Origin of the sequence: Mesorhizobium sp. M1088, assembly GCF_040318575.1 — a bacterium.
Taxonomy (GTDB): domain Bacteria; phylum Pseudomonadota; class Alphaproteobacteria; order Rhizobiales; family Rhizobiaceae; genus Mesorhizobium.
In genome coordinates, this window is sequence record NZ_JAMYMO010000008.1 from 102331 (window position 1) to 123800 (window position 21470).

Consider the following 21470-nt stretch of genomic DNA (forward strand, 5'->3'; position numbering starts at 1 on the left):
TATCTCCTTGAGTGCGAATATCGTCCTTCGCGGCGCCGATCACCACCCGAAACTTGCTTTCCCGCGGCATGTACCCAGATAGAGCTGGGCTTTGAATGGGGAGGACGGTCGTGGCTGGTGAAAAAGTAAACCTGACCGGGGCAAAGGAGACTTTGCTTTTGACACTTTACGGCAAGGCGCTGGAGAGCCGGCTGCCCAATTCGCTGCTCAGGGACTACTTTGCCGACGAGGCGGTGCGCAACATCGACTATGATTTCTCACGGCTCAAGGTCGACAACAATCTCGGCGTCGGTCTAGCAATCAGGGCAAAGACGCTGGACGTCTGCGTTCAGGACTTTCTCGCCCGAAATCCTGACGCCATCGTACTGCATCTCGGGTGTGGGCTCGATACGCGCGTATTCCGTATCGATCCGCCAGCCGGCGTGGACTGGTTCGACGTCGACTATCCCGAAGTCATCGACCTCAGGCGCAAGCTCTATCCCGTGCGGGATCACTACCACCTGATCGCTTCGTCGGTCACCGAACCGCGATGGCTGAACGAAGTACCTCGGGATCGCCCGGCCATAGTCGTGGCGGAAGGCCTGACTCCCTACCTGGGCGCCGAAGAGGGGCAGCAACTGTTTTCTCGTTTGGTGGGACATCTTTCGAGCGGCGAACTGGTTTTCGATGCCTATAGTCGCCTGGGCCTGAAGATCATTCGCCTCAATTTCTCCTTCCGCGCCACCGGTGCCGAGGTCCATTGGAGCATCGAGAACCCGCATGAGTTGGAGCGAGCCGTTCCGAAGCTGCGGTTCGTCGAGGACATCCCTGCCTATAAGCCGGAACATGCCGCTCGCATGCGCTGGTTCGCGAAACTGTTTGTTCGCCTTTGGAAATACATTCCAGCATTGCGCAAGATCGGCAGGCTGTTGCGCTATCGGTTCTGAAACGCTGGCTCAGCGCGCCTTGGCGGCTGCCAGAGCGCGCGAAAATGCGGTGGCAAAACTCTCGCGGTCGGCGGGGTTGAGAAAGCCGCCGATCGAGACGGTTTTTCCTTGCGCCTCGACCGCCATTCTGGTGATGCCGATCTCGGCGTGGCGGGCGATCGAAAAGCGCGCCCAGAACGGATTGAAGCGGTGTGCTTCCGATTTGCCTGACGGGGCAGTCTTGCGGATGTCGAGGCTGGTGCGCGACACCGATACCTCCTCGCGAGCCCGGGCGGCACGATAATTGGCGCGGAAGGCGATGTAGACGGCGATCACGTCGAGGCCGAAGAAGCCGAACACCGGCCAGGCGCCGCGCGACAGAAAAAAAGCTCCGGTCACCAGCCAGCCGAACAGCAGGGCGCCCATCAGTATGGCAAAGCCGGTCTTGCCCAGCGACCGGTGCGGTGTCAGCAGCGCCTGGAAAAATGGCTCGTCGGCCTGAAATGAGGCGTTTGTGTCGCTCATTGGGGAATATTATAGGAAGGCAATGACAAGCCCCAAGCCCAAAAACTCTTCTGCGCTAAAAAAAGACCTGTTGCCCGGCCGCCGCGACGGCTCGAACGCCAAGCGGCGTCCGCGGCCCGCAAGATCGCGGGCGCTTTACAGCGCGGCCGAGGTGCATGAGATTTTCCGGCGCTTTTCCGTTCAGCGGCCGGAACCGAGGGGCGAGCTCGAACATATCAACGCCTTCACGCTGTTGGTGGCGGTGGTGCTTTCGGCTCAGGCGACGGACGCCGGCGTCAACAAGGCGACGCGGGCGCTGTTCAAAATTGCCGACACGCCGCAAAAGATGCTGGCGCTGGGCGAGGCCAAGCTCGGCGACCATATCCGCACCATCGGGCTATGGCGCAACAAGGCCAAGAACGTCATCGCGCTGTCGGAGGCGCTGATCCGCGACCATGGCGGCGAGGTGCCTGAGGATCGCGATCAACTGGTCGAGCTGCCGGGTGTCGGCCGCAAGACCGCCAACGTCGTGCTCAATGTGGCATTCTGCCAGCATACGATGGCGGTCGACACGCACATCTTCCGCATCGGTAACAGGCTCGGCCTGGCGCCGGGCAAGACGCCGGAACAGGTCGAGCAAGGTTTCCTGAAGATCATTCCGGATGAATATATGCGGCACGCGCATCATTGGCTGATCCTGCACGGCCGCTATGTCTGCAAGGCGCGCAAGCCGGATTGCCCGGCCTGCGTCATCGCCGATATCTGCAAGGCCAAGGAAAAGACGACCAGCGTGCCTGCACCGCTGGTGGAGATCGCGCCGCTCGGGCCAGGAGAAGCGGCTACTGAGTCAGTGCCCGGCAAGCGACTGTGAAGTTCCTCGCATGTGGCGCCGTCCACGTTCAGGAACTCTCTTCGACAAACACCTCCTCGCGCTTCTTCTTGACCGCGGGGAGAAACACGATGACGAGCACGGCAAGCGCGATGAGGAGCAGGCTGGCGCTGATCGGCCGCGTCACGAAGGTGCTCGGATCGCCGCGCGAGAGGATCATGGCGCGGCGCAGGTTTTCCTCGAGCAGCGGGCCGAGCACGAAGCCGAGCAGCAGCGGCGCAGGTTCGCAGCGCAGCTTGGTCAGGAGGTAGCCAAGCAAGCCGAAGAAGGCGACGGCATAGAGGTCGTAGACGTTGGTGTTGACGCTGTAAACGCCGATCGAGCAGAACGCCATGATGATCGGGAAGAGCACGTAGTAGGGGATGGTAAGAAGTTTCACCCAAAGCCCGATCAGCGGCAGGTTCAAGATGATCAGCATCAGATTGCCGATCCACATCGAGGTGATGATACCCCAAAACAGCGCAGGCTGTTCGATGGCGACATTGGGGCCGGGCACGATGCCCTGGATGATCATAGCGCCGATCATCAGCGCCATTACCGGGTTGGCCGGAATGCCGAGCGTCAGCATCGGGATGAAGGAGGTTTGGGCGCCGGCATTGTTGGCCGATTCCGGTCCGGCGACGCCTTCGATGGCGCCCTTGCCGAATTCCCCGGGATTTTTCGAGACACGTTTTTCGACGGTGTAGGAGGCAAAGGCGGCAAGGATCGCGCCGCCTCCCGGCAGGATGCCGAGCGCCGAACCGATGATCGTTCCGCGCACGATGGGAGCCGCCATGCGCCGAAAATCTTCGCGGGTCGGCATAAGGCCGGAGATCTTTCGGATCAGCACGGAACGCTCATGCTCGTTTTCGAGGTTGCGCAGTATCTCGGCGACGCCGAAGACACCGACCGCCACTGCGACGAAATTCAGCCCGTCGGCATATTCGCGGATGCCGAGCGTGAAACGGGGTGTACCGGTGTAGATATCGGTGCCGACAAGGCCGAGCAGCAGGCCGAGCACGACCATGGCCAGCGCCTTGACGATCGAGCCGTGGGCGAGCGCGACGGACGAGACCAGACCGACAATCATCAGCGAAAAATACTCGGCAGCACCGAATTTCAACGCTATCGCCGTCAGCGGCGGGGCAAAGATGGCGACGAGGAAGGTCGACACCGTGCCGGCAAAGAACGAGCCTATCGCCGCGGTCGCCAGTGCCGCCCCGGCGCGGCCTTTCCTGGCCATCTGGTAGCCGTCGATGGCGGTGACGGCCGACGAGGATTCGCCGGGCATGTTGATGAGAATAGCGGTAGTCGAGCCGCCATACTGCGCGCCGTAATAGATGCCGGCGAGCATGATCAGGGAGGAAACCGGATCGCCGATCTGGAAGGTGATCGGCAACAGCATGGCAATGGTTGCGGTGGCGCCGATACCGGGCAGGACACCAATCAGCGTGCCGAGAAGGACACCGATCAGGCAGAAACCGAGGTTTGCCAAAGATGTGGCCGTCGAAAAGCCGAGTGCGAGATTGTTGAGGAGTTCCATTTCATCTCCTCACAACGACAGTGGCAACCACGGGCCGAAACGCCGGAACGGCAGGCCGAGTGCGTAGCTGAAGATGGCGAACGCGAACAGCGTCAGGCCGGCCGACAGCACGAGCGCGGTCAGCGGCTTCATGCGGCCGCTGGCAAACGATGCGATCAGCGCCGCCAGGAAGATCGATGGGATGAAGCCGAGGCCGCGCACCGTCAGGCCGAAGAAGATCGGAGCAGGCAGGATGAACAGCATGCCGCGCCACGCAATGTAACCGATCGGCTCACTCTCGAAGCGCACTGCCTCGACTAGGATGACGGCGCCGAGCAGAATGAGCACGATCGCCAGAACCAGGGGGAAATAGCCCGGCCCCATGCGAAAGGCGGTGCCGATTTCGAGGCCCAGCGACTGCAGCGCGAAAAAGACGCCAATAAAGATCAACAGCGCGGCGCATATGCCGTTGGCTCTGTCGATTGCGAAAGGTTTCATGACGTCCTCCCGGCCCGCCTCACGGGCGTGCCGATGCCGGTGTAAAAACGGGGCGCCGGCGGCGCCCCGTTAAAAACCTTTAGTCGGCGTACTGGCCGGCCGCTTCGATGATCGGCTTCCAGCGCGCAATCTCACTTTCCAGCTTGGCCTTGAGCGCGGCCGGCGTGGCATCGGCCTCGGGCGACGGCTTGGTGCCGAGTTCGGCAAATCGGGCGACGACGTTCTGGTCCTTCAGCGCCACCTGCAGAGATTTCGACAGGCGTTCGGTGATCTCGGCCGGCGTGCCCTTGGGTGCATAGATGCCGTGCCAGATGCCGACCTGCACCTGGGGAAGACCGGCCTCTATCGTCGTCGGCACGTCCGGCAGCACGTCTAGCCGTTGCGGCGAGGTTACGGCATAAGCCTTGATCGTGCCGCCCTGGATCTGCTTGGTGGTATTGGTCGTCTGGTCGCACATGATGTCGACCTGGCCGCCGAGAAGATCGGTCATGGCCGGGCCGGTGCCCTTATATGGTACGGTGACCAGCGGCGTGCCGATGGCGCTCATAAACAGCATGCCGCACAGATGCGAGGCGGCACCGATCCCGGCATTGGCAACGGTGATGCTGTCCTTGTTAGCCTTGGCGTAGTCGACCAGCCCCTTCAGATCGGTCGGCTCGAGGTCCTTGCGGCCGACGATGGTCATCGGCACCTCGGTGACGAGGCCGACATATTCGAATGCGTTCAGCGTGTCGTAGGCGAGCTTTCTGTAGAGCGTAGCACTTGTCGCCATGCCGATGTGATGGAGGAGCAGCGTGTAGCCGTCAGGCTCGGCATTTGCGACGCGGCCCGCGCCCAGTGTGCCGCCGGCGCCGCCGACATTCTCGACGATGACCTGCTGGCCGAGGTCCTTCGACATGGCTTCCGCGACAAGACGCGTGACGGTGTCAGTCGGGCCGCCGGCCGAAAACGGCACGACAATGCTGATCGTGCGTTCGGGGTAGGTCTGCGCGCCAGCGGCCGGTGGGTAAAGCATGGCGGCCGCAACGGCAGCCAGCGCGGCGACGAATTTTCTCATCGTGATTCCTCCCAGGATACGAATTACCAACCGCTGCGCGGAGTTCCTCTCAAAACCGAATGTAGATGGAGCAATAACTAGCGCAACCCGACAAATGACAATCAGCCTCGAACGGCAAACTGCACGTTTGTCCGCGCAAATGAGTGGAAAGGTTGGGCCGCGCGATGCCCTTCCTCCGACCTATCTTAATAACCGTAGCCGCGCGCCATCGCCGCCGCGAACACCGGGATCAAGAGGAAGATGAAGGCCTCGGTGCGGACATAGCTGCGAACGGACGCTAGCTCCGCCGCAGGCACCTGGAAGCCGGGACTGGCGCTCGCCTGCCTATTCCAGGACAGGAATCGGACGGTCGGGATAATCGACAACAGGCCGACAATTGCGAAGGCGGCCATCTTTGCCCAGAACATCCAGTTGTAGACGTAGAATTCCCAGCCCTTGAGACCATAGATGACGCGGCCGATGCCTGCGACGATGATCAGCATGGCGATGATGCCGTAGTGGCGATCGATGCCGACAAGCCGCTTCAGCGTCGCGGCGGACAAGTCGCTGCGGATCAGGACGAACTCGGCGCCGATGATGCCTGCCAGCGAAAACACCAGCAGATGATGGAAGATGGCAAGCACAAGGTCGGTCGTGTCCATGCTGTTTTCCCTCTGTCGGACGGCAGCGCCGAAACCCAACGCGCCTGAACCAGTACTGGAGAAAAACTAACACCGCCTGGCAGGATTCACATCAGCCTGGAAGATGATCTACACAGCCTTGGCTCTTGTTTTTCGCAACGGATTTGGATTTCCCGTCTCGGGCGTGTCGCTGTCCCCACTTTTGGAAGACCTGCACGGGCAACAACCGAGACATGACCATGGCCAGTCCGCATACAATTGTCGCCCCAGTAATTGAGACCTCGCGCACGGTCCTGCGGCCGCACCGGCTTGACGATTTCGACGCCTATGTCGCGATGTGGGCCGATCCCGCCGTCACCCGCTTTATCGGCGGCAAGCCGCGCACGCGGGAGGAAAGCTGGATGCGCTTCCTGCGCCACGCCGGCCTGTGGTCGCTTCTGGGCTACGGCTTCTGGGCGATCGAGGAAAAAGCGACTGGCCGCTTCATCGGCGAGGCCGGCTTTCATGATCTGAAACGCGACATGACGCCGTCGATCGAGGGCATTCCGGAGGCCGGCTGGGCTCTGGTTTTGGGCGCGCATGGCCACGGGTTGGCCAGCGAAGTCGTCGCACGGGTGCTTGCCTGGGGCGACGAGACGTTCGGCGCCGCGAAGACCGTCTGCATCATCGATCCGGAAAACACCGGATCGCTGAACGTCGCGGCAAAATGTGGTTATGGCGAAGTGCTGCGAACCGTCTACCAAGGCAAGCCGACCATCCTGCTGGAGCGGCAACCCTGACGGATGTTGTTTGGCACTGCCTGCCACGTCGTCTTCGGGCGTCCGGTTCGCCAGCCTGAAAATCGCGCAGGCCGATTGTGCCGCATGCGGCGTGTTCTGTCTTTGACAGGAAGACGCAAACTCTGCATGAATTTTATCGAGCGGGTCTGAAGGCAGGCCACGTTTCTGGCAGGCACCGGAGGAGGTGTCGCGATTTGGAGGAATCCCATGCTGAACAGACGCCGATTCTTGATGAGCACCGCGGCAGCGGGTGCTGCCGGACTCGCGGCATCGCATTTTATCCCCGCCTTCGCGCAGGACGCGCCGCAGCTGCAGATTTTCGTGCCAGCGGCGCCGGGCGGCGGCTGGGACCAGACGGCGCGCGCCATGGACCAGGTGCTGCGCAGCGAAAAACTGATCTCCGGCTCGCAGATCACCAATGTCGGCGGCGCCGGCGGTACTGTCGGCCTGCCGCAATTCGTCAACCAGTGGAAGGGCAAGGGCAACGCGCTGATGGTGGCTGGCATGGTCATGGTCGGCGCGATCATCGCCAACAAGGCGGCTAACAACCTTACCGAGGTCACGCCAATCGCCCGCCTTACTGGCGAGTTCGAGGCGCTTGTGGTGCCGGCCGCCTCGCCATTCAAGACTGCGGCCGACTTTGTTGCCGCCCTCAAAGCCGACCCGACGCAGGTTCCGGTCGCCGGCGGTTCGGCTGGCGGCTCGGACCACATCTTGTTCGGCCTCATCGCCAAGACCGTCGGTGTTCCGGCCACCAATCTCTCCTATGTGCCGTTTGCCGGCGGCGGCGAGGCGCTGTCGGCGCTGCTCGGCAACCAGGTCGCGGCCGGCATCTCCGGCTATGGCGAGTTCGCCGAACAGGTCAAGGCGGGTGCGCTGCGGCTGCTGGCCATCTCCGCGGATAAACGCCAGGAGGGAATTGATGCGCCGACGATGAAGGAAGCCGGCATCGATGTCGAGCTGTTCAACTGGCGCGGCGTCTTCGCACCGCCCGGCGTCTCGGACGCCGACAAGGCAGCAATGATCAAGCTGATCGAGACCATGGCCAAGAGCGACGCCTGGGCCACCGAATGCAAGAACCGTAACTGGACGCAGATCCTGCTCACCGGTGACGATTATGCGAAATTCGTCGCCGAAGACACGGCCCGCATCGGGACGATCCTCAAGGACCTCGGCCTGGCGTGATGCTCTCGGCAAGGGGCGGCCTGCGCCAACCCTTGCCGACTTTCGCCAGCCGCATGGACATACGCGGCGCCGGAGGTGAAACTAGGCCGAGATCGGCCGAGTGAGACCAGTCCAGGGAGAACCGGCCCTCGGGGCTGGCATTGGGAGGACGATGATGAGCACCAGCGACCAGCAGGCGCCGCCGCGCCTTGCAGTGCCCGAACTGCTGATCGGCGTTGGGCTCCTCGCCTGTGCGGGTGCGGTTGCCTGGCAGACGCTGGCAATCCCGGTCTCGCCGCTCTATTCCAAGGTCGGTCCGACCGTCTTTCCCTACATCACCATGACCGGGATGATGATCCTGTCGCTGCTGCTCATCATTGCCGCCTTGCGGGGCGGATGGCAGCCGGAGGACGAAAAGGAGACGCCGACCGACTGGAAGGCGATGGGCATCGTCGCCCTCGGACTGATCGCCAATCTGGTGCTGATCCAGCCGCTCGGCTTTACCGCTGCATCTGTCATCATGTTCGTTCTCATCTGCCACGGTTTCGGCAGCCGGCGTCCGCTGCGTGACGTGCTGCTCGGGCTGATCCTGGCGCTGGCCGCCTATTTCGGCTTTGCCAGGGCGCTTGGCGTCAATATCGGTGCCGGCTTCATCGAAAACCAGCTGAATGCGATCGTCGATTCGGTCGTCGCCATGCTGAGGGGCTGACGCCATGGAAACGCTCGGCCATCTCGCGCACGGATTTTCGGTCGCCTTCTCGCCGATCAATCTCATATGGTGCCTGGTCGGCACCACGCTGGGGACTGCGATCGGCGTGCTGCCCGGCCTCGGGCCGGCTCTGACCATCGCGCTGCTGTTGCCGATCACCTACCAGGTGGCGCCGGAGGCGTCGTTCATCCTGTTTGCCGGCATCTACTACGGCGCCATGTATGGCGGCTCGACGACATCGATCCTGCTCAACACGCCTGGCGAAAGCGCCACCATCGTCACCGCGCTGGAAGGCAACCGGATGGCCCGCTCCGGCCGCGGCGGTGCGGCCCTGGCAACCTCGGCGATCGGCTCCTTCGTCGCCGGCACGCTGGGCACCATCGGCGTTGCCTTCCTGGCGCCGATCGTCGTCAAATTCGCGCTGGCCTTCGGCCCGGCCGAATATTTCTCGCTGATGGTGCTGGCCTTCATCACGGTTTCGGCAGTGCTCGGCTCGTCGTCGGTGCGCGGCCTGACCAGCCTGTTCGTCGGCTTCGTTGTCGGCATGATAGGCGTCGACCTGCAGACGGGGCAGCCGCGCTTCACCTTCGGCATGAGCGAATTGTTGGACGGCGTCGACGTCATCGTCGTCGCCGTTGGCCTGTTCGCCGTTGGCGAGACGCTTTACATGGCCTCACGCCGCTATGCCGGCAAGGACGACATCGTGCCGTTGAAAGGGTCGCTCTACATGACCGCGGCTGAATGGTCGCGCTCGTGGAGGCCATGGCTGCGCGGCTCCCTGATCGGCTTCCCGATCGGCGCCATGCCGGCCGGCGGCGCCGAAATCCCGACCTTCCTCTCCTATGCTATCGAGAAGAAACTCTCCAGACACAAGGAGGAGTTCGGCACGGTCGGCGCCATTGAGGGCGTTGCCGGGCCGGAAGCGGCCAACAATGCATCCGCGGCCGGCGTGCTGGTGCCGATGCTGACGCTCGGCCTGCCGACCTCGGCGACGGCCGCGATCATGCTGTCGGCGTTCCAGAGCTACGGTATCAATCCGGGGCCGCTGCTGCTGACGACGCAGGCCGACCTGGTGTGGGGGCTGATCGCCAGCCTGTTCATCGCCAATGTCATCCTCGTCGTCCTCAACCTGCCGCTGATCGGGCTCTGGGTGCGATTGCTGAAGATCCCGGCGCCGCAGCTCTATGCCGGCATCCTGGTGTTCGCCACGGTCGGCACCTACGGCATCTCGCAATCGCCGATCGACCTCGTCATCCTCTATCTGCTCGGTGCCGCCGGCTTCCTGATGAGGCGTTTCGATTTCCCGACCGCGCCGGTCATCATCGGCATGATTCTCGGGCCGCTTGCCGAAACGCAGTTCCGCCGCGCGATGACCATCTCCAACGGCGATTGGACGGTGTTCTACAAGCATCCGCTGTCGCTGACGCTGCTGACGCTGGCCTTCATCGGGCTGGTTGGACCGCATATCTGGGCCTACATCGAGCACAGGCGCATGCGTGGACCGGAGCACGTGCCGGGCGATGCCTGAGCTGTTCGTGACGTCATGACAGACCTGCTTTCCGGCATCCGCGTCCTTGACCTGACCAATGTGCTGGCCGGCCCCTATTGCGCCTACCAGCTGGCGTTGCTCGGGGCCGACGTCATCAAGGTCGAGACGCCGCAAGGTGGTGATCTGGCGCGCCAGCTCGGCGCCTCGCCGGAGCTCAACCGGGCGGGCATGGGCGCTTCGTTCCTGGCGCAGAATGCCGGCAAACGCTCGGTGGCGCTCGATCTCAAGCAGGAGGCCGACCGCGAACGCTTCCTCGATCTGGTCGCTTCGGCCGACGCGCTGGTCGAGAATTTCCGCCCCGGCGTAATGGACCGGCTGGGGCTTGGCCATGCCAGGCTGAAGGAGGTCCGGCCAAGCCTTGTCTACTGTGCGATATCGGGCTTCGGCCAGACCGGGCCGATGCGCGACAATCCAGCCTACGACCAGATTATCCAGGGTCTTTCCGGCATCATGAGCATCACCGGTACACCGGAAACGGCGCCGCTGCGTGTCGGCTATCCCGTCGCCGATACGCTTGGCGGGCTGGTCGGAGCCTTCGCCATTACCGCCGCACTGGTCAAGCAGAAGACGACTGGCGAGGGCGCGTTCCTCGACGTGTCGATGCTCGAATGCACGCTTTCTGCGCTCGGCTGGCCGGTGTCGAACTATCTGACGGCGGACGTCGAGCCGCAGCCGATGGGCAATGAAAACATGACGGCCGCACCGTCTGGCGCGTTTCGCACCGGCGACGGCTTGCTCAACATCGCCGCCAACAAGCAAGAGCAGTTCGTCACACTGTGCCGGTTGATCGGTCGGCCGGAGTTGGCGTCGGATTCCCGCTTTGCCGAGCGCGAAACGCGCAAGCAGAACCGCATTGCATTGAAAGCGCTGATCGAGGATGCCTTGGCGAGCGGCTCGGCCGCCGCCTGGGAGGAGACGTTCAATCGCGCCGGCGTGCCGGCAGGCCGGGTGCTGACAATCCCGCAGGTACTGCAAGAGAGACAAGTGATCGAGCGCGGCATGACGGTACGCTTCCAGGCCGTGTCCGGGATAGCTAGGCCGCTGACCGTGGTGCGCGGCGGCTTCATGGTCGATGGCGAGGCACCTTTGCCGAGCAGGCCGCCGCCGGGGCTGGGCGAGCATATGGACGAAGTTTTTGCCAACCTGCCGCCACGCGCCAAGAAAAGAGCGAAGGCATGAGCGGCACGGAAAAGAAGCCATGAGCGACACGGAAAACAAGGCTGGCCGCGCGCGCGGCGAGGAATGGTGGCAGACCGGCATCATCGAGATGCGCCCCGGCGTCATCCGGCTGCGCGGCTATGAAATCCAGGATCTGATCGGTCGCGTCAGCTTTCCGGCAATGATCTGGCTCATGCTGCGCGGCGAACTGCCGAGCGAGGAGCAGGCGGCGCTGCTCGGCATCGCGCTGGGTGCTGCCGTCGACCATGGGCCGCAGGCGCCGTCGATCGCCATCGCCCGCATGGCGATCACGTGCGGCGTCGGCATCAACAGCGCCATGGCATCTGCCATCAACGTGCTTGGCGATGTGCATGGCGGCGCCGGCGAACAGGCGCTTTCCTTCTACGGCGACATCGCCGCTGAAGTGGACGCCGGCGTGCCCCTCACGGGCGCCGTGTCGCTGCGGGTTGATCATTTCCTTGCTGGGGAGGACGGTTATGTGCCCGGGCTCGGCCATCGCTTCCACCCGGTCGACCCGCGGGCGCCCCGCCTCATCGAGCTGACCCGTGACTTTGCCGCGCGCGGCGTCGTCAGCGGGCGCTTCGCCGATATCGCCGAGATGGTCGAGGCCGAGGTTTCGCGGCGCAAGGGCAAAAAAATCCCGCTCAATATCGACGGCGCCACGGCCGTCATCTACGGCGAGCTCGGCTTCCCGCCGCCGCTGACGCGGGGCCTTTTCGTGCTGTCGCGCTCCGTCGGCATCCTCGCACATGCATGGGAACAGTCGCAGGAGAGCGAACGCAACAAAGGGCCACTGCCGCGCGAATGGCTGTGGGCCTATACCGGCACGCCGGCGCGGCCTCTGCCCGAGGAAGACGATGGCAGTCAGTGAGGCATCGGTTCAAGAGACGGGGGCGGCGGGCGCTGGAAACCAATTCCATCCCGACACAGTCGGGGCATGCCTCCATCTTCTATTGAGCGGGATCTTTTCCGAACGCCGGACTCTGCTTTTTGGGATTATGCTCCAGTTCGGCAATCCTGATGTTCCTCACCAGCGTCGAAAGATCCGGCTCGTCGATCAGCAACGCCGCGTCGGTCGGCGTCAGCCATGCCCGCTGCCGTCTCTTGGCTTCTTGCCACTTGGCAAGTTCCTCGGTTACCTCAAGCAAATAGACGACGACATCGACGCGAACGAAGCGGTTCGCCAGCCGCTTCCAGTAGTGGTAGGTGCCGGCAGGCTGTTTCAGTGTCTTGCCGAGAACACCGGCTTCTTCCTGTGCTTCGATGGTGGCTGCCTTGCGGCCGCTCTTGCCCTTCATCGGCCAGCCCTTCGGTACGATGAAGCGCCTCGTCGTTCGCGATGTGACCAGCATCACCTCGACATCGCCATGCTCGTTCACCCGAAAGGGAATCGCCGCGACCTGGCGAACCCCGTCGCCCTTCCTTGCCTTGCGTACAACCTTCTTCTTGCTGGCTGCCATTCGATAATCCAGTCAAATCGGTGCCCAGACGGCAAGGGCAGCGTTGGAAACCCGCCCGTTTTCAATGGGGCGCAGGCGGAGCGGTTCCCCAGTATATAAGTCGGCTAAATAAATGAAAGGGACCGGTCGTCAGCGGCAGGTGCTGACAAAGCCGCTCCCCGACGGCAGCAACTGGCAAGTTGGCCTCATCTGCGGCACCTCCTGCCGTTGCGGTATTGGGATTTGGCGATCCTGGGCACGGTACTGCTGTTGCTGCTGCTGGTATTGCTGCCGCCGCAGCCTGTTCTCCAACATCTGCAACTGGTCTTGCTGGATCAACACGTTGCGATCGGCGGGACTGCCGACCTGTGCCGATGCAGCTGGATTTACGCCCGACAGCATCGCCGCAGTCAGCATTGCCGACCCTAGAAACGTCAATAGACGAAGCCGTGGCATTCGTTCATTCCCGCACAAAACCAATCTTCGCTTAATATAGGGCTTTTGTCCGGCGACGCCATGGCCGCCGCTGATTTGAAGCGGATTGGAAGGGGCATTTCCGCTTCGGATGCTCGTCCCGTCAATCGACTTCGCGCAGCCGGTATCCGACGCCGGTCTCGGTCGTGATATAGCGGGGCTGGTCGGGCGTCTTCTCAATCTTTAGCCTGAGTTGCCGGACATAGACTCTGAGATATTGAACGTCGGTGGAATCGCCCCAGACCTGCTTCAGCAGGAACTGGTGGGTGAGAACCTTGCCGGCGTGCTGCACCAAGGTGCGAAGAATGTCGTATTCCTTCGGCGAGAGCTTTATCTCCTTGTCCTCGACCTTGACGATGCGCTTCACCAGATCGACGGAGAGGTCGCCGGTCTGGAACACCGGTCTCTCACCCTGCTGCTGGAACTTGTGGCGAAGCGCGACGCGGATGCGTGCGACAAGCTCGTTCATACCGAACGGCTTGGTGACATAGTCGTCGGCGCCGAGTTCAAGGGCGGACACGATGCCGGCCTCATCAGTGCGGCTGGAAAGAATAACCACGGGAATGTCCAGGCCATCATCCCGCCATTTGCGCAGCAAATCATGGCCGCTCATGCCGGGGAGGCCGAGATCGAGCAGGACAAGGTCCGGCTTTTCCGTCGCGATGAGTTCAATCGCCGCCCTGGCGTTCGGCGCCTCGCTGATCGCATAGCCTTGGCTGCCAAGCCCGACGCGAAGCAGTTTCCGGATCGGCGGTTCGTCGTCGACCACCAATATCCTGACATCTAGGCTCGTCATGCCAGATCGTCCATATTTTGATGGCCCGTCTCGGGTTCGCCGAGGTTGGGCAGCTCTGTCGGCACCACCTGCATCCTGATGGTGAAAACCGCCCCCGAGCGGTCGGACCTGTTTGCCGCCGAGAGCGTCCCGCCCATCGCTTCGATGAAGCCGCGGCAAATCGACAGGCCGAGCCCGGTGCCGGCACGCACCTGGTCGCCCTTGCGCACACGGTAGAAAGTGTCGAAAACGCGGTCTAGATCCGCTGACGGGATGCCTGGTCCCTCATCCATGATCTGCAGGATGACGAAGCCATTGTCGGCCCAGGCCTGCAGGCGGATCGTCGAACCTGGCGGCGCGTATTTTGCACCATTGTCGAGGAGGTTGAACAGCACCTGTTCGAACAGAACGGGGTCGACCCGCAACATCGGCAGATTCGATGGAATATCGATCTCGGTCTTGTGCTCGCCGACGATTTTGCGGGCCCGACGCAGGGCTGAGCCGACAATGTCGCCGAGATAGTGAAACGCATAGTTCGGCTCCATAGTGCCGGATTCGATCTTGGTCATATCGAGTAGGTTGGCGATGAAGCGGTTAAGCCTCTCCGCTTCATCGAGCACGGTCGACAGCAGTTCCGCCCGGTCCTGCTCGGGAAGTGCGGCCTCGAAGTCCCTGAGTGTTCCGGCTGCGCCCATGATGGCGGCAAGCGGCGTTTTCAAATCGTGGGAAATGGAGGTGAGCAAGGCCGAGCGCAGACGGTCTGCCTCGGCCGCGAGCTTGGCCCGGTCAACATCGGCGACGAGCTGGATGCGTTCGATGGCGACCGCCGCCTGGTCGGCGAGCGCATCGAGCAGACGCTGCTGCTCGGGTGTCAGCAGCGGACCTTGCTTGTCGTTGTCGAGGCCAACGACGCCCACCGCCGTGCGTCCGGTCCGCAGGGGCAGATAGAGGCGCTTTGCTCCGGGCAGCGTGTCGGCGCCGCGCCCGGCGGCGCGGTTATGCTCCCACGCCCAACGGGCTGCTGCGATGTCGGCCTCGGCCAGCGTGTCGTCGGGTGGGTAGCCGGCCTTGACCGCAATCGTGCCGTTCTCCGGCAGAAGCAGCACCACGCGCAGCTTCAGCATCGAGGCGATCTGGAAGGCAGTCGCCCAGAGAACGTCATCAAGCGTCCCAGCGCCGGCGAGCTTCTTTGAGAAGAGATAAATATCTTCTGTGGCGCGTGCCCGCGAGCGCGCGGCGACCGCCTGACGCTGCACGCGCGCTGTTAGATTGCTGCCAATGACCGCAACAACCAGGAAGACAGCCAGCGCAACGATGCTCTCCGGATCCTCGATCGTCAGCGTGTAGCGTGGTTCCAGGAAGAAATAGTTGAAGGCAATGGCGCTGATGAGGCAGGCATACAAAGCCGGCCAGAGACCGCCGGTCACCGCCGACGTCAGGACCCCAATGAGAAAGATGATCGCCAGATTGCGGACGTCGAGAAACTGGTCGAGAAGGACGGCGAAGGCGAGCGAGCCAACAACATAGGCCGTGGCCCTGAGATAGGGCCAGATCTCGAACTGCCACTGCTCGTCCGCCGCCTTGACGGTCCTCGAAGTCGCCTCGGCGTTGCGTTCGTTTCCCGAAATGACATGGACGCTGATGTCGCCGGCATTGCGGATGAGATCGTAAGTGAGCGAGCCTTCGATCAATTCCCGCCAACGCGATCGGGTCGGCCTGCCGATCACGATATGGGTGAAGTTGTTCGCCGTCGCATGCCGAACGATGTCTTGCGCGACGTTCTGACCCGGAATGGTCGTCACCTCGGCACCGAGCTGCTCGGCAAGGCGCAGCTGCGTCGCCAGCCGATCCTTGTCCTCCTCGGGCATGGCCGCTGAATGAGGGGTATCGACATGAAGCGCCGTCCAAGGGGCGCGGAGCCGGTCGGCCAACCTCCGCGCATAGCGTACACGGGCCGCCCCGCCCGGACGCGCATCGACGCAGACGAGAACCCTTTCCCCCGCCGCCCAAGGCCCGGGTATCGCGTGGGCCCGCATGTGGGTCAGCAACTGCTCGTCGACCCGCTGGGCAGTGCGGCGGAGCGCCAATTCCCGGAGCGCCGTCAGATTGCCCGGCGAGAAATAGTTCTCGATGGCGCGCTGGGCGGTGCTGGGGATGTAGACCTTGCCTTCCTCAAGCCGTTTGATCAGATCGTCGGGGGTGAGGTCGATGATCTCGATGTCGTCGGCCTGGTCGATTATGGAGTCGGGGACAGTTTCCCGCACCCTGACGCGGGTGATCTGCGCCACGACATCGTTCAGGCTCTCGACGTGCTGGATATTCAGCGTCGTGTAGACATCGATGCCGTGCGTCAGGATTTCCTGGACGTCGAGATAGCGCTTGGGGTGACGGCTGCCGGCGACGTTGGTGTGGGCGAGTTCGTCTACCAGAACTAGCGCCGGGTGCCGGGCGAGGATGGCGTCGAGATTCATCTCCTCAAGGATCCGCCCCTTGTAATCGATCTCAAGGCGAGGAATGACCTCGTAGCCTTCGACCAGCGTCTGGGTTTCCTTGCGGCCGTGCGTCTCGACGATGCCGATCACCACGTCGACCCCGTCGGCCAGCCTGGCGCGGCCCGACATCAGCATCTCGTAGGTCTTGCCGACACCGGGGGCGGCGCCGAGAAATATCCTCAGGCGGCCGCGCTCCTCCCGCTCGGCATGCTCGAGCAGCGCGTCGGGAGAGGGCCTGGTTTCGGCGGTGCGTCTGTCGTCTGGCATACGGGTCAATCATGAACGGCGCCGGCTTCGGTGTCGATCCCGGCGCCGGTCCTTCACTGTTTCATGGCATCGTCCAGCGCAAGGTTGAGGGCCAGCACATTGACTACCGGCTCGCCGATGAATCCCAATTCGCGATCTTCGACATGGCTGTCGACAAGCGATTTGATCCTGGATTCATCGACGCCCCTGGCCTTGGCCACCCTGGCAACCTGAAAATAGGCCGCATCGGGGCTCATATGCGGATCGAGGCCGCTGCCGGACGTGGTGACCAGATTCATCGGTACCGGCTGGCTCGGGTTTTCGGCTCTCAGCTTTTCGGCGTCGCTCTTGATCCTGTCGATGAGCTTCGGGTTGGTCGGGCCGAGATTCGAGCCGCCCGAGGCGGCGGCATTGTAGCCGTCGCCAGCAGCCGAAGGGCGGCCATGGAAGTAGCGGTCGCTTTCGAAAGCCTGGCCGATCAGCTCGGAACCGACGAGCTTGCCGTCCTTCTCGATCAGGCTGCCATTGGCCTGGCGCGAAAACAGCGCCTGGGCAATGCCGGTCATGCCGATCGGATAGACCAAACCCGTCAGAATGGTGAAGAAGACGATCATGACGATCGCGGGCCTGATTTGATTGAGCATCGACGTGGTTCCTTAGGCGAGACCGAGAGCGGTGATGGCCATGTCGATCATCTTGATGCCAACGAAGGGCACTACGACGCCGCCAAGGCCATAGACAATGAGATTGCGGCTGAGCAGCGCACCGGCGCCGACCGCGCGGTATTTGACGCCCCTCAGCGACAGCGGGATCAGCGCAATGATGATCAGCGCGTTGAAGATGATGGCCGAGAGGATAGCGCTCTGCGGCGTCGCCAGATGCATGACATTGAGCGCTTGCAGCGGCCCGGCGGTCTGGCCCGGGGCGATGTAGAAGACGGCGAATATTGCCGGGATGATGGCAAAATACTTGGCCACGTCGTTGGCGATGGAGAAGGTGGTCAGCGAGCCACGCGTCATCAGCAGCGCCTTGCCGATTTCGACGATCTCGATCAGCTTGGTCGGATCGCTGTCGAGATCGACCATGTTGCCGGCCTCGCGCGCCGCGACCGTGCCGGTGTTCATGGCAACGCCGACATCGGCCTGCGCAAGGGCCGGCGCATCGTTGGTGCCATCGCCGCACATCGCGACCAGTTTGCCTTTGGCCTGCTCGTCGCGGATCAGCTTCAACTTGTCCTCGGGCGTCGCCTGGGCAAGGAAGTCGTCGACGCCGGCTTCCGCCGCGATCGCCGCCGCGGTCATCGGATTATCGCCGGTGATCATCACCGTGCGGATGCCCATGCGGCGCAATTCGGCAAAGCGTTCTGCGATGCCGCCCTTGACGATGTCCTTCAGATGGACGACGCCGAGCAGGCGCCCGTCGCGCTCGACCGCGAGTGGAGTGCCACCCGATTTGGCGATCTCGTCGGCGATCGCCTGAAGGTCGCGGACGGTGTCGCTGCCGGGGCGCATACTGCCTGTGGCAACGGTCGAGAGGTTGACGTGGGCAAGTACCGCATCGACTGCGCCCTTGCGGACCGAGGAGCCTTCCAGATCGACACCGCTCATGCGGGTTTGCGCGGTGAAGGGCACGAAAGTCGCGTGCAGGCTTGCCATGTCGCGGGCGCGGATAGCGTATTTTTCCTTCGCCAGGACGACGATCGAGCGGCCTTCCGGCGTTTCGTCGGCAAGCGAGGCAAGCTGAGCCGCGTCGGCCAGTTCCTGTTCGGTGACGCCCTTGACCGGACGAAATGCCGTCGCCTGACGGTTGCCCAGCGTGATGGTTCCGGTCTTGTCGAGCAGCAGCGTGTCGACATCGCCGGCCGCCTCGACGGCGCGGCCCGACATGGCGAGCACGTTGAAGCGCACCAGGCGGTCCATGCCGGCAATGCCGATAGCCGACAGCAGGGCGCCAATTGTGGTCGGGATCAGGGTAACGAACAGGGCGACCAGCACGGTCACCGGGATATAGCCGCCCGAATACGAGGCGAAGCTCGGGATCGTCGCCGTCGCCAGCACGAAGATCAGCGTCATGCCGACGAGCAGGATGTTGAGCGCGATCTCGTTGGGTGTCTTCTGGCGCTCGGCGCCCTCGACCAGCGAGATCATGCGGTCGAGGAACGTATGACCGGCAGCCGCAGTGATGCGCACGCGGATCCAGTCGGACAAGACCTGCGTGCCGCCGGTCACCGCCGAACGATCGCCTCCGGATTCGCGGATGACCGGTGCGGATTCGCCGGTGATGGCCGCCTCGTTGACCGACGCCACGCCTTCGACCACCTCGCCGTCCGAGGGGATGATGTCGCCGGCTTCGACAAGCACGGTGTCGCCGACCTTCAGGCTGGTGCCGGGCACCAGTTTGAACTTGCTGCGGTCGCCACCGTTCAACAGCTTGGCCTGCGTCTCGGTTCGCGCCCGACGCAGCGAGTCAGCTTGCGCCTTGCCGCGGCCTTCGGCCACCGCTTCGGCGAAATTGGCGAAGAGCACGGTGAACCACAGCCAGATGATGATCTGCAGCGTGAAGCCAAGATCGCCGCCGCTGGTAACGAGATCCTTGACGAACAGCACGGTGGTGAGCGCCGAGACGACGGCGACGACGAACATCACCGGGTTTCGCATCAAGATGCGCGGGTTCAGTTTTCTGAAGGAACCGCCGATAGCGGGCCACAGAATGCGGGTATCCATGATGCTCACGGATTTCGACGGGCTCATTTGGTAGCTCCAGTGTCGATGTTGTTGACCGGTCGATCGTGTGCCGAACGAAGGTGCGGCGGCCCGTAAGCCAGCAGCCAGATCATGATCAAGGCTGCCGCAATAGCGAGGAATGTGGACAGCGTCGGGAAAGGAGGGGGCGTTTTCTCCCCCTCCGGCTCGGGGCGATGCCGGACCTTTCGAGGTATGATCTTGAACCAGGGCATCGCCGTTTCAGAATGTCTGACCGTGAATCATCGCCAGGTACTCGACGATCGGTCCGACCGCCAGGGCCGGGAAGAAGGTCAGGCCGCCGACGATCAGGATGACACCGGCCAGCAGCCCGACGAACAGCGGACCATCGGTCGGGAAGGTGCCGGCGGAGGCAGGGACGGTCTTCTTCGCAACCAGCGAGCCAGCAATCGCCAACGCCGGAATAATGACCAGGAACCGGCCCATCAGCATGCCGATGCCGAGCGTTACGTTGTACCAGGGCGTGTTGCCGCTGAGGCCGCCAAAGGCGGAGCCATTGTTCGCCGCGGCCGAGGTGTAGGCATAGAGAACCTCGGAGAAGCCATGCGGGCCGGCATTGGCGATGGAAGCAACGCCGGTCGGCAGCACCACCGCGATAGCAGTGAAGATCAGCATTGCAAGCGGCAGGCAGAGCACGGCCAGCATAGCCATCTTGACCTCCTTGGCCTCGATCTTCTTGCCGAGATATTCGGGCGTGCGTCCGACCATCAGCCCGGCGACGAAAACGGCAATGACGATGAACATCAGGATACCGTAGAAGCCGGCGCCGACGCCGCCGACAATGACCTCGCCGAGCTGCATGTTGATGATGGGGATCATGCCGCCGAGTGCGGTGAAGCTGTCATGCATGGCGTTGACGGCGCCGCAGGATGCGGCCGTGGTGATGACGGCAAACAGTGCCGACAGGGCGATGCCGAAGCGGCTCTCCTTGCCCTCCATGTTGCCGCCGTCGACACCCAGCGCATGAACAAGCGGATTGCCGGCGGCTTCCGCCCAGTAGCAGACGGCAACGCCAGCGATGAACAGCACGCCCATCGCCGACAGAATTGCCCAGCCCTGGCGCTGGTTGCCTACCATGCGGCCGAAGACATTGGTCAGCGCCGCGCCGAGGGCAAAGATCGTCACCATCTGGATCAGGTTCGAGATCGCGTCGGGATTTTCGAACGGGTGCGCGGCATTGGCGTTGAAGAAACCGCCGCCGTTGGTGCCGAGCATCTTGATGGCAACCTGGGAAGCGACCGGCCCGACCGCGATAGTCTGTTGCGCGCCTTCGAGCGTCGTCGCGTTGACGTAGGCAGCGAACGTTTGCGGCATGCCGAGATAGACATAGACAAGAGTCAACACGATGCAAAAGGGCAAAAGCAGGTAGAGCGTGCCGCGGGTCATATCGACCCAGAAATTGCCGATCGATTTGCCTGAGGCTCTAGCAAAGCCGCGGATCAATGCGACCGCAATGGCGACGCCAGTCGCCGCCGACAGAAAATTCTGTACGGTCAAGCCGGCCATCTGCACGAGATAGGACATCGTGCTTTCGCCGCCGTAGTTCTGCCAGTTGGTGTTGGTCATGAAGCTGGCGGCGGTGTTGAAGGCCAGCCCAGGTTCGACGGCGGTCATGCCGGCCGGATTGTAGGGCAGGCCGCCTTGCAGCCGTTGCAGCAAATAGAGCACCAGGAAGCCGGCCAGGTTAAAGAACAGCAGGGCCGCCGCATAGGAGGTCCAGTGCTGCTCCTCGCGCTCGCTGGTCCCTGATATGCGGTAGAGCCCGCGCTCGAGCGGGGCCAGAATTGACGACAGGAATGTGCGCTCGCCGCTGAAAACGCGATGCATGTAGCCGCCGAGCGGCTTGGCCAGCAGAACGACGATCCCGCAATAGACGAGGATCTGCAGCCATCCGTTGATTGTCATGGGTTTGGCTCCTTGCCAGTGGA

General features: G+C 62.9%; 20 protein-coding genes. 8 read left to right on the plus strand and 12 right to left on the minus strand.

Annotated features, from left to right (window positions below; genetic code table 11):
* Positions 1-110: 110 nt before the first annotated feature.
* Complete coding sequence (locus NKH49_RS12795) at positions 111-926, plus strand: class I SAM-dependent methyltransferase (RefSeq protein WP_352613029.1); 816 nt, start codon at positions 111-113, stop codon at positions 924-926.
* A gap of 9 nt (positions 927-935) precedes the next feature.
* On the opposite strand, the gene NKH49_RS12800 is transcribed toward NKH49_RS12795, so the two are convergent.
* A complete protein-coding gene (locus NKH49_RS12800; protein ID WP_023675281.1) occupies positions 936-1430 on the minus strand; it encodes a DUF2244 domain-containing protein in 495 nt (164 codons plus the stop codon).
* A gap of 22 nt (positions 1431-1452) precedes the next feature.
* Here NKH49_RS12800 and nth point away from each other — a divergent pair, with 22 nt between their 5' ends.
* Positions 1453-2280 carry an endonuclease III gene (gene nth, locus NKH49_RS12805; RefSeq protein WP_352926266.1) on the plus strand — a complete coding sequence of 276 codons (828 nt, stop codon included), beginning with the start codon at positions 1453-1455 and terminating at the stop codon, positions 2278-2280.
* Positions 2281-2308: 28 nt separating this feature from the next.
* On the opposite strand, the gene NKH49_RS12810 is transcribed toward nth, so the two are convergent.
* The 4 genes from NKH49_RS12810 to NKH49_RS12825 all read right to left on the minus strand — a co-directional run bounded on the left by NKH49_RS12810 (position 2309) and on the right by NKH49_RS12825 (position 5995).
* Entirely contained in the window at positions 2309-3820 is a 1512-nt protein-coding gene (locus tag NKH49_RS12810) for a tripartite tricarboxylate transporter permease (protein ID WP_352502656.1), read from the minus strand.
* A 9-nt stretch (positions 3821-3829) separates the two neighbouring features.
* Positions 3830-4297 (minus strand): tripartite tricarboxylate transporter TctB family protein, encoded by a 468-nt coding sequence (locus NKH49_RS12815; protein ID WP_352469443.1) that lies wholly within the window; start codon positions 4295-4297, stop codon positions 3830-3832.
* Positions 4298-4376: 79 nt separating this feature from the next.
* On the minus strand, positions 4377-5354 hold the full coding sequence (locus tag NKH49_RS12820) for a tripartite tricarboxylate transporter substrate-binding protein (RefSeq protein ID WP_352469444.1): 978 nt from the start codon (positions 5352-5354) through the stop codon (positions 4377-4379).
* A 185-nt stretch (positions 5355-5539) separates the two neighbouring features.
* Positions 5540-5995 (minus strand): DUF2214 family protein, encoded by a 456-nt coding sequence (locus NKH49_RS12825; protein WP_352469445.1) that lies wholly within the window; start codon positions 5993-5995, stop codon positions 5540-5542.
* A 218-nt stretch (positions 5996-6213) separates the two neighbouring features.
* Here NKH49_RS12825 and NKH49_RS12830 point away from each other — a divergent pair, with 218 nt between their 5' ends.
* The 6 genes from NKH49_RS12830 to NKH49_RS12855 all read left to right on the plus strand — a co-directional run bounded on the left by NKH49_RS12830 (position 6214) and on the right by NKH49_RS12855 (position 12225).
* On the plus strand, positions 6214-6753 hold the full coding sequence (locus NKH49_RS12830; RefSeq protein WP_352469446.1) for a GNAT family N-acetyltransferase: 540 nt from the start codon (positions 6214-6216) through the stop codon (positions 6751-6753).
* 207 nt (positions 6754-6960) lie between these two features.
* Entirely contained in the window at positions 6961-7938 is a 978-nt protein-coding gene (locus NKH49_RS12835) for a Bug family tripartite tricarboxylate transporter substrate binding protein (protein WP_352453995.1), read from the plus strand.
* 154 nt (positions 7939-8092) lie between these two features.
* Entirely contained in the window at positions 8093-8626 is a 534-nt protein-coding gene (locus NKH49_RS12840) for a tripartite tricarboxylate transporter TctB family protein (protein WP_352502673.1), read from the plus strand.
* A gap of 4 nt (positions 8627-8630) precedes the next feature.
* Positions 8631-10154: a tripartite tricarboxylate transporter permease gene (locus tag NKH49_RS12845; protein ID WP_352565610.1), complete on the plus strand. Its 1524-nt coding sequence runs from the start codon at positions 8631-8633 to the stop codon at positions 10152-10154.
* Between the two features lie 15 nt (positions 10155-10169).
* The gene (locus NKH49_RS12850; protein WP_352926268.1) at positions 10170-11354 is read left to right on the plus strand and encodes a CaiB/BaiF CoA transferase family protein; all 1185 of its coding nucleotides are present in this window, start codon (positions 10170-10172) and stop codon (positions 11352-11354) included.
* 19 nt (positions 11355-11373) lie between these two features.
* Entirely contained in the window at positions 11374-12225 is an 852-nt protein-coding gene (locus tag NKH49_RS12855) for a citryl-CoA lyase (RefSeq protein WP_352469450.1), read from the plus strand.
* A 79-nt stretch (positions 12226-12304) separates the two neighbouring features.
* Here NKH49_RS12855 and NKH49_RS12860 read toward each other — a convergent pair whose 3' ends face one another.
* The 7 genes from NKH49_RS12860 to kdpA all read right to left on the minus strand — a co-directional run bounded on the left by NKH49_RS12860 (position 12305) and on the right by kdpA (position 21447).
* The gene (locus NKH49_RS12860; protein ID WP_352502661.1) at positions 12305-12814 is read right to left on the minus strand and encodes an NUDIX hydrolase; all 510 of its coding nucleotides are present in this window, start codon (positions 12812-12814) and stop codon (positions 12305-12307) included.
* A 129-nt stretch (positions 12815-12943) separates the two neighbouring features.
* Positions 12944-13210, minus strand: coding sequence for a hypothetical protein (locus NKH49_RS12865; RefSeq protein ID WP_352502662.1), 267 nt, complete (start codon positions 13208-13210; stop codon positions 12944-12946).
* Positions 13211-13370: 160 nt separating this feature from the next.
* On the minus strand, positions 13371-14063 hold the full coding sequence (locus tag NKH49_RS12870) for a response regulator transcription factor (RefSeq protein WP_352613024.1): 693 nt from the start codon (positions 14061-14063) through the stop codon (positions 13371-13373).
* The gene (locus tag NKH49_RS12875; RefSeq protein ID WP_352613023.1) at positions 14060-16801 is read right to left on the minus strand and encodes a DUF4118 domain-containing protein; all 2742 of its coding nucleotides are present in this window, start codon (positions 16799-16801) and stop codon (positions 14060-14062) included. Before NKH49_RS12875 ends, NKH49_RS12870 begins: the two co-directional genes overlap by 4 nt.
* A 53-nt stretch (positions 16802-16854) precedes the next feature.
* The gene (gene kdpC / locus NKH49_RS12880; RefSeq protein WP_352469455.1) at positions 16855-17424 is read right to left on the minus strand and encodes a potassium-transporting ATPase subunit KdpC; all 570 of its coding nucleotides are present in this window, start codon (positions 17422-17424) and stop codon (positions 16855-16857) included.
* Positions 17425-17436: 12 nt separating this feature from the next.
* A complete protein-coding gene (gene kdpB, locus NKH49_RS12885) occupies positions 17437-19530 on the minus strand; it encodes a potassium-transporting ATPase subunit KdpB (RefSeq protein WP_352613021.1) in 2094 nt (697 codons plus the stop codon).
* Positions 19531-19743: 213 nt separating this feature from the next.
* Entirely contained in the window at positions 19744-21447 is a 1704-nt protein-coding gene (gene kdpA, locus NKH49_RS12890; protein WP_352613019.1) for a potassium-transporting ATPase subunit KdpA, read from the minus strand.
* Positions 21448-21470: the final 23 nt, after the last annotated feature.